This is a genomic window from Pseudoalteromonas luteoviolacea S2607 (genome assembly GCF_001625575.1).
Classification (GTDB): domain Bacteria; phylum Pseudomonadota; class Gammaproteobacteria; order Enterobacterales; family Alteromonadaceae; genus Pseudoalteromonas; species Pseudoalteromonas luteoviolacea_E.
The window spans coordinates 135,666-142,835 of the sequence record NZ_AUXV01000015.1 but is presented as its reverse complement, the minus strand read 5'-3'; the positions used below and the strand labels follow the sequence as shown (position 1 = coordinate 142,835).

Genomic DNA, 7,170 nt, shown 5'->3' with positions numbered 1-7,170 from the left:
CAAAGGCAGACCAAACATCGGTAGACAACGCGTTGGCAGCCAAAGCAGATACGGCGACGGTTAACACGCAGCTTGCTACAAAGGCAGACCAAACAGCGATGGACACTGCGTTGGCAGCCAAAGCAGATACAGCAACGATTAATACACAGCTTGCTGCAAAGGCAGACCAAACAGCGATGGACACTGCGTTGGCAGCCAAAGCAGATACAGCAACGATTAATACACAGCTTGCTGCAAAGGCAAATCAAGATTCGGTAAATAATGCGTTAGCGGCCAAAGCAGATACAACAACTGTTAATGCGCAGCTTGCAGCGAAAGCAGACCAAACAGCAGTGAACAATGCGCTGGCACTTAAAGCGAACAAAAATGACGTACTTACTGCACTTGATGCTAAAGTCGATACCACAACACTGAACACACAATTGGCAACCAAGGCTGATAAGTCAGCTGTTGAAACAGCCTTACAAAGCACTTTAAAATTTAATAGCTCTAAGCTGCTTTGGAGCGCGGCGCACGCATATAACAAAGGCGAGGTAGCAAGGTTCAGTTTTGATGGTAACTTATATGTTGCGATACAGGATGTTCCGGCAGGTGGACTTGTCAGACCAAACACACACGCAAGTTATTGGACGCTTTTAATTGAAGGCTCACAACCTACAAACAATAAAGCGGTGTTTGCGACTAGCCAAGTATATTCTGGTAACTTAGGAGGTACATCGGGCGCGGACGCAAAGTGCCAATCGTTAGCTGATTCAAGTGATGCAATGCCGTCAGGTGTATACAAGGCGCTTTTATCAACAAGTTCGACATTGGCAACCAGTGTAATTAAAGACGAACATATCTATATGCGTGTTGATGGTCGTACGGTTGCTACGGGCAGTACTTTGTTATCGAGCATTCCTCAGTGGGAAATTGATCTAGATGAAAATGGAAACTCAGTGTCTGGTCATGTATGGACAAATACAAACAGATTTGGACAACGCCTAAATTGGAGTGCGTGTAGCAACTTTAACAGTTCTTCAGGGTTAGATATGTACTCGGGTAGTAACACAGCTGCGGCTGGTGTTATCGGAACGGGTTCGTTTACTTGGCTAAATAGTACGTTTCTTACCTGTGACAACAATGCTAGATTGTATTGTGTCCAACAATAATTGATGTAAGTTTAAAAAGCCTATTCATAGAATAGGCTTTTTTTATGGTTAAGCCCAAGTGCAGCGCGGCGGGCTTTAAATATTTTATTTTTGCAAAGTGAATTACTGCTCTAATCTTACTTCAAACTTATCAGAGTAGCGTTCCTGAATAGCTCGTGCACGACTACTGTCTGCAAACTTACTATCCAACACCCCGTATCTGATACGCTCCATAAATACTTCACCTTCACATGCTTTCTTTGAATTGATCAGAGGGTCGACAAGACCATCTAACGTTTCTAAATTGATGCTGTAACTTCCGTCATCATCAATATTTCTTACAGTTGTTCCGGTACTTGTATCATTTCCTTCATTGTTTTTGCATTTAATGGTCAGCATTAAATCGAGCGTTGTGTCTGTCGCATCATCAGGAGTCCAGTTTATCTCCACGGTTTCTTTTCTAAAAAAGGACTGATTTTTTTGTGGTGTGATGATTTTCAGCGGAGCGGGCAATTTTAAGCTCGTTTCTAAAGTTTCATTCGTTTCGCTTCGTACAAAACGCACGGTGAATTGTGTGTTTTCCTGTGCAGTATTAAAAGTAGCTCGATAATCTATATCAAAAAAATCATCATCTTGTTTGAGTTCTTTTGTAACGCCTGCTGCACTTGCCTCAAGCTTATCTTTGTCAGATAGCTGAATGTTGTTGCCATTGCGGCTGCTAACATTCAGTTCGGCGATTACTCTGCTGCTTTCTCCTTGTGATGTGACATAAATATCAGCCCAAATAGCTTCCGTTTTCACATTTTCTGATTCTGTCGTTGAAGTGGAGCAACCAACCATTAGAGCAGAAATTGCCAATGCACAAGCTGAGAGTTTTATAGGTTTCATATTGGTACCCGTGATTTTGATGTGTACCTAATCTTAGTAATAATCAATTGAAACTGAAATATCAATTAACAATTTTATACAAAATCGCAAGTACTTTTACATAGTAAAATCAAGGCATAAATGTGGGTTTTAAAGATTAATAGAACGTCCCTGTTCTCCGTAAAAATCCCGTACACAATATCGAAACAATATGGACACAAAATGGATTTTGAGGCTCTGTCTGGCAAAGCTAATTACTTTTGAGCGTATATCCAGCATGTTTTGCCAGAGACTAAAGGGGCTTTTATTCTCTGATAGCAATCCGCTTCATAATTATCAGCGTGTTTAAGCTCATCATCGGTGAGCATAAATACCGTACCCGATACGGTACTTTCGGTGTTTGAAGTACGCTTCAGAATTGGATGGAACCTTTTTCCACTCGATGCAATAACTTGCTCATCGGTAATTTCGACTTCCCCTAGTTCAAAGCCGATAAGTTTGTCAGAAAATCCTTCAAGCTCTCTACCAAATGTGTCTATTTGTACTTGTGTTTGTTGTAATGTGCCGTAGCTAAAAAGTGCGTGCATAGCATATCCTTCCTTAAAGTATCTTCTTAAGGAACAATTTAACACTGCCCATAGTGTATTTTAACCAGCTGTTTTTACTAATTTAATCCGACAGGAATACGAATGTTTCATCACTCTCAGCTGTGTTCCCATAAAATATAGGGTGCCTAGGTAGACCTAAATCGGTTCCCTGATAATCACACACTCCATCAGGGAACACGGCTTTCAATTCCGATACATATTGGTTTAGATTAACAGGTGCATATATGCCTTTGGCGATTGCTTGGTCTACTGGAATTAATGGACATTTGAACATTGTGCCATCCCAACTCCCTCCAGCTTCGATACGGCTAGTGCTGAACATTGGAAATCGTGTTTGACACGCTCCATTTGATTGATTATTCCAAGTACCATCAAAAACTTGCTTGCCTGAAGCATGTATTGACCCGTCTTCATTAAAGCAGCTGTCTTTAAGGTTTTCTGGTTTGGACGAGGCGACGGTTTGGCTTGCTGAAGAACCTAATGTCAGTAGCCACTGGTCCATCATTTCAAATGCATGGTGAGTAGGATCATGATCTTTGTGTGCAACCCATATAATGTGGTTGTTACTATGACCATTGGCATTTTCAATTCTTAATCGACTATAAAAAGACGCAGACATATGGTGCATGTCCAGCTCATTTTCAAGGTAATGTCTTGCATCGATAATAGGGATGTTGACTCTGCCAATGAATACTTGGCCTGATTGGTAGGCTTTATTCATCGCCTGAATTGAGCCAAGATGTCTAGGTGCTACAAGGTTTTCAGGAGTGGTGATATTGTGATTCCCCCATAGCGTCAGCCAGATTGGGATTTTATGACCAAAAGGCAATGCAATACTTTCTTGTTGCATCTGCGCTTGAGGCTTCCAACTCCCAATATTGGCATTGATATGTAAGAACTCTTCAATGGATATTTGTTTGTTTTTGAGTGCATTTAATCCGTACTGGACACCGATATTATCCCATGTGCTGAGTCCGTGTCCGTTGCCATCTACGCCGAAGACATGAGACATGTCTTGCCAATAGCTCCAGTTGGTTGAGTCTACGACATGTTCGGTAAATAACTCTCTGATAAACCCCTGTCTAGGATTGTTAATAAAAGCTGATAAGCCGAAATAGCCATTGATACACTCGCTATTCCCCTCGGGAAAGCTGGGAACAAAGCCTGACATTAACTGGTTTAATGGTTGCAAAAACCCTGCTTTTTGAGGAAAGTCATTTATGGCATTCATACCCTCGATGAGCCTGCGCCTTTCCCAGTTACGCCATGCTTTTTTATCTTCAGCCCTAAAAGTAAAGTAATTGTTTAATAGATCGCAATCTAGTGCGTAGGTAGTCTGAGTGATCATATCTGGATAACTGTAAAGAGGAATTAAACCGTCTAAAATCCCTGTGCTATTTTGAGCTATCAAATATTGTGCTAACCCGCCGCCAGAGCCTCCCACACCTACAGTGTAAAGGGGGTTTCCATAAAGGCTAACAAACTGTTTTTTGACTCGCCTAGCGGTATCTTCTGCCAACAACATGTTGTAGGTATAACTAGTTTTGTTACCACTTGAGCTTATTACCGCATAGCCCTGTAATAATTGATTGGCTTGGCGTGTCATGACTCGGGCAGCTTTTTGTCTGCCTTGGCGAAATCCTATTCCCGATCCTCCATTAAATTGATAAATGAGTCGCTTGTTCCACTGAGATTGTGCCAATCTATCGCCCACTTCCCGCGTACTAACTGGCATTACAATGGTATAAATAAAACGATTAATAGAACCCTGTTCCACTCTAAATAATGGTAAATGAGTTTGCTTTGCTGCCAATGGGCTGTCTAGGTGAGTTGCTTTGAAACCGTCATCTTGCTTTACGAGTGTGTAATAGCTTGTAGTCGTTTTTATTGAGCAATCTTTGCTGTAACCGATAATTTTTTCGTCACGATACACGGGTACACCCAAACCCAGTTGGTTATCAACTTCAGGCTGACCGAGCAAAGAGTCCCTAGTCATACAGTAGAATGGATATTGATTAGGACCTGAGTAGAGGCTTTGCGTTGGTCCAATTTCGCCTACCGCAATGGGAAATTTAAAGTGTTCGGCCGGCCTGTCTACTAAAGATATGTGCGGCTCTATGCTTAGCAAAAAATTGTCTTGTGGTGTGGCTTTGTTTTGAACCGCGAACTTCCTATCCTCATTGGGTACCTCAATTTGCATCCAAACTAACCAAGCGAGCAAAGGAAGCAAGACTATAATGACCAATAACTTTTTCAGCATACGTACCTCTAATCATCGGCTTCTCTCTTTCAAGTTTAGGATTTCAAATTAGTGCGCGTTGTTATTTGTTTGTTATTTATAGTAAATCGAATTGAACGATAGAAATTAAAAGGCAATAAATTAATATGTTAGGGAAAATTGATGGGTTATTGCAGCCTAACTTTGACTTAGACTGCAACGTAATAAATTTAGGTGCTACTCATCTGCTGCGTTTTTTCCTTCTTTTTAGCCAAATGTATCCTCCTGTCAAAGCGAGCAAGACAGGCATAAATCCAAAGAATGCCCATAAAACTTTTGAGTAATATCCGCCAAAGTTACCAAAATGAAGCTTCCTAAATGTGTCTATCATTACAGGAACAAAGGCCTGATCGCGAATATCATAGGCAAAAACGAAGCTTCCATTTTGTGCATCATATGAGACCGTGCTGGCGTAGTCACTAATGAGTGGGTTACTGTCATCTACTTTGCCATACAATGTGATTGGTTGTTGCGGCTCACTGGGCATCAGTACATAAGTTGTTTTAAAATTAGGTATATGATTTGCTGCTTGAGAAAAGAGCCTATCGAAGTCTATTGAGTCGTTATAGAGTCGCTCAACAATATGATGGTGTTCATCACCATCTTGGTGCTCTTGCCACTCGTGAACGTATATTGCAATATTGTAGTAGCCGCCTGTCACGCCGAGCACTAACAAAATGGGGGAAGCGAGTGTCCCCGCCATTTTATGTACATCGCTAAATATAACTAACAATTTTGCATTCCATCGCAAAGTAAAAACTCGGCGCCAGAACCTACGGTAGATAATCAGTCCAGATATACCAAGAAAGATGAGCACAAGTGCGAATAAACTTGTGAAAGCTGTACCTAAGTCTTTGTCTAAGCCTTTTATATTATTTAAGAGTAACGTGTAATGAAGCTCAAGTAGCCAATCTGTCAGATAGTGATTGAGTTCAACTGGGGGGCTAATTATTAGACCTGTAAATGGGTCTAAATGGGCTTTGTACCAATGATCCGTGCCTTTTTTGATGACGTATATTCGGTCAGCTTCGGTATAAGGGCTGTGAGTTTCACTGAGTACCTCCCAGCTACCTAGCTCATATTCTGGCAACTGAGTGTTGATGCTTTCAATTAAAGTATTTATGGAGAGCCTTTCACTGCTGGCTATCACCTTTGTAAAATCTGGCATGAGCAACATATCGAGCTCTTTTTTAAATACTAATAGGCTGCCAGTAAAGCTAATTAGTATAAAAGGTAATAGGCATATAAAGCCCAACCAACCATGCAGCTTATGGAGTTTTTTCTTGGACATAGTGGAGTTCGCTTAGTGTTCGAATTATGGTGCGATTGAGATTCTATAATTCTTGATTGCTAAGATAGTTGAATTTACTTGCATGATAATAAAAACGATAATGGATATCAATTCCGTAATCATGGTGCATTCTAGAATTGATATCAGAGGTATATAATTTGGTGTTTTACAATAGTTTGCTAACTATTTAATCATTTTGAGAGTCCTCATGCGCTAAAATCGAGGCTATGAAATCGATGCTCTATATTGGTTCGGTGATCTGTTTTTTCTTTAATAAAAGTGCCTGCGAGCATTTCTTCTCGTTGAAGCTCTAATGCACTGCGCTGTTCATCAATCATCTGTTTCAGCTTTTCTTTGTCGGAGTTTTCTAGTATCTGAGAATTTAAAACGTCTTTTTCTGCTAGGTTGAGCATCTCAATGCGAACACCTGCTTCTTTATATTCTAAAAAATCAATACCTAGGCTGCCAAATAGTAGAGCTTGATTTACTTCATGTGGTTCAATCTCGACTTCTATGGGCATATCCATAATCTCAATCATGGCTTCTCTATAAAGTTGTATTTCCTGTTCTCGAATGTCAGCACTTGTATCGATCAATTCCCCAGCTGTTTTTAAAGCTTGGTTGTAGTAGTTTTTGGCTTGCTCAGATATTTCATCGTAGTCTGTGTTGAGTGAAATTGGCATAACATAATCAGGATTTGTGTGTTCTGGCTTGGCAACAAAAGCGTCTTGTAGCACTTTAGCAAAAGCCGCATGTCCATCGATGCTTTTTTGTGTTGTTGATTGCTGCACTTGTTCTAACTGTTTGTTATTTTTTGAGATGAGTATGTTCATCAAGGCATCCTTTTCGTGGCACGCTCTAAGTTAAAATCTAAGCATTTGAGCTGGGTAAATCATAAGTGGTGTCTCTGCAAAATAAAGCAATAAGTAAACCAACTTAGTGTTGTAGAGAAGGTATAACCTTGAGATGTTTTGTAATGTGAGATGAACCAAGCTC

Annotated in this window: 6 protein-coding genes; 1 reads left to right on the top strand and 5 read right to left on the bottom strand. The window is 40.5% G+C overall.

Going from position 1 to position 7,170, the window contains the following annotated elements; genetic code table 11:
- Nucleotides 1-1,151: DUF1554 domain-containing protein (locus tag N480_RS09510; protein ID WP_155732810.1), on the top strand; the 1,151-nt coding region annotated here is incomplete at its 5' end.
- A 102-nt stretch (nt 1,152-1,253) separates the two neighbouring features.
- Here the strand turns inward: N480_RS09510 and N480_RS09505 are convergent.
- From N480_RS09505 to N480_RS09485, 5 genes are all read right to left on the bottom strand, one after another.
- On the bottom strand, nt 1,254-2,018 hold the full coding sequence (locus N480_RS09505; protein ID WP_063372277.1) for a hypothetical protein: 765 nt from the start codon (nt 2,016-2,018) through the stop codon (nt 1,254-1,256).
- 233 nt (nt 2,019-2,251) lie between these two features.
- Nucleotides 2,252-2,584, bottom strand: coding sequence for a gamma-glutamylcyclotransferase family protein (locus N480_RS09500; protein WP_063372276.1), 333 nt, complete (start codon nt 2,582-2,584; stop codon nt 2,252-2,254).
- An 82-nt stretch (nt 2,585-2,666) separates the two neighbouring features.
- Entirely contained in the window at nt 2,667-4,865 is a 2,199-nt protein-coding gene (locus N480_RS09495) for a DUF6351 family protein (protein WP_063372275.1), read from the bottom strand.
- 199 nt (nt 4,866-5,064) lie between these two features.
- Complete coding sequence (locus tag N480_RS09490; RefSeq protein ID WP_063372274.1) at nt 5,065-6,174, bottom strand: PepSY-associated TM helix domain-containing protein; 1,110 nt, start codon at nt 6,172-6,174, stop codon at nt 5,065-5,067.
- A 206-nt stretch (nt 6,175-6,380) separates the two neighbouring features.
- Nucleotides 6,381-7,007, bottom strand: coding sequence for a hypothetical protein (locus tag N480_RS09485; RefSeq protein ID WP_063372273.1), 627 nt, complete (start codon nt 7,005-7,007; stop codon nt 6,381-6,383).
- Between the last annotated feature and the right edge of the window lie 163 nt (nt 7,008-7,170).

Bases quoted from the DNA above. Each gene is read 5' to 3' on its own strand.
- N480_RS09505 (WP_063372277.1), bottom strand. From the start codon at position 2,018: ATGAAACCTATAAAACTCTCAGCTTGTGCATTGGCAATTTCTGCTCTA.
- N480_RS09500 (WP_063372276.1), bottom strand. From the start codon at position 2,584: ATGCACGCACTTTTTAGCTACGGCACATTACAACAAACACAAGTACAA.
- N480_RS09495 (WP_063372275.1), bottom strand. From the start codon at position 4,865: ATGCTGAAAAAGTTATTGGTCATTATAGTCTTGCTTCCTTTGCTCGCT.
- N480_RS09490 (WP_063372274.1), bottom strand. From the start codon at position 6,174: ATGTCCAAGAAAAAACTCCATAAGCTGCATGGTTGGTTGGGCTTTATA.
- N480_RS09485 (WP_063372273.1), bottom strand. From the start codon at position 7,007: ATGAACATACTCATCTCAAAAAATAACAAACAGTTAGAACAAGTGCAG.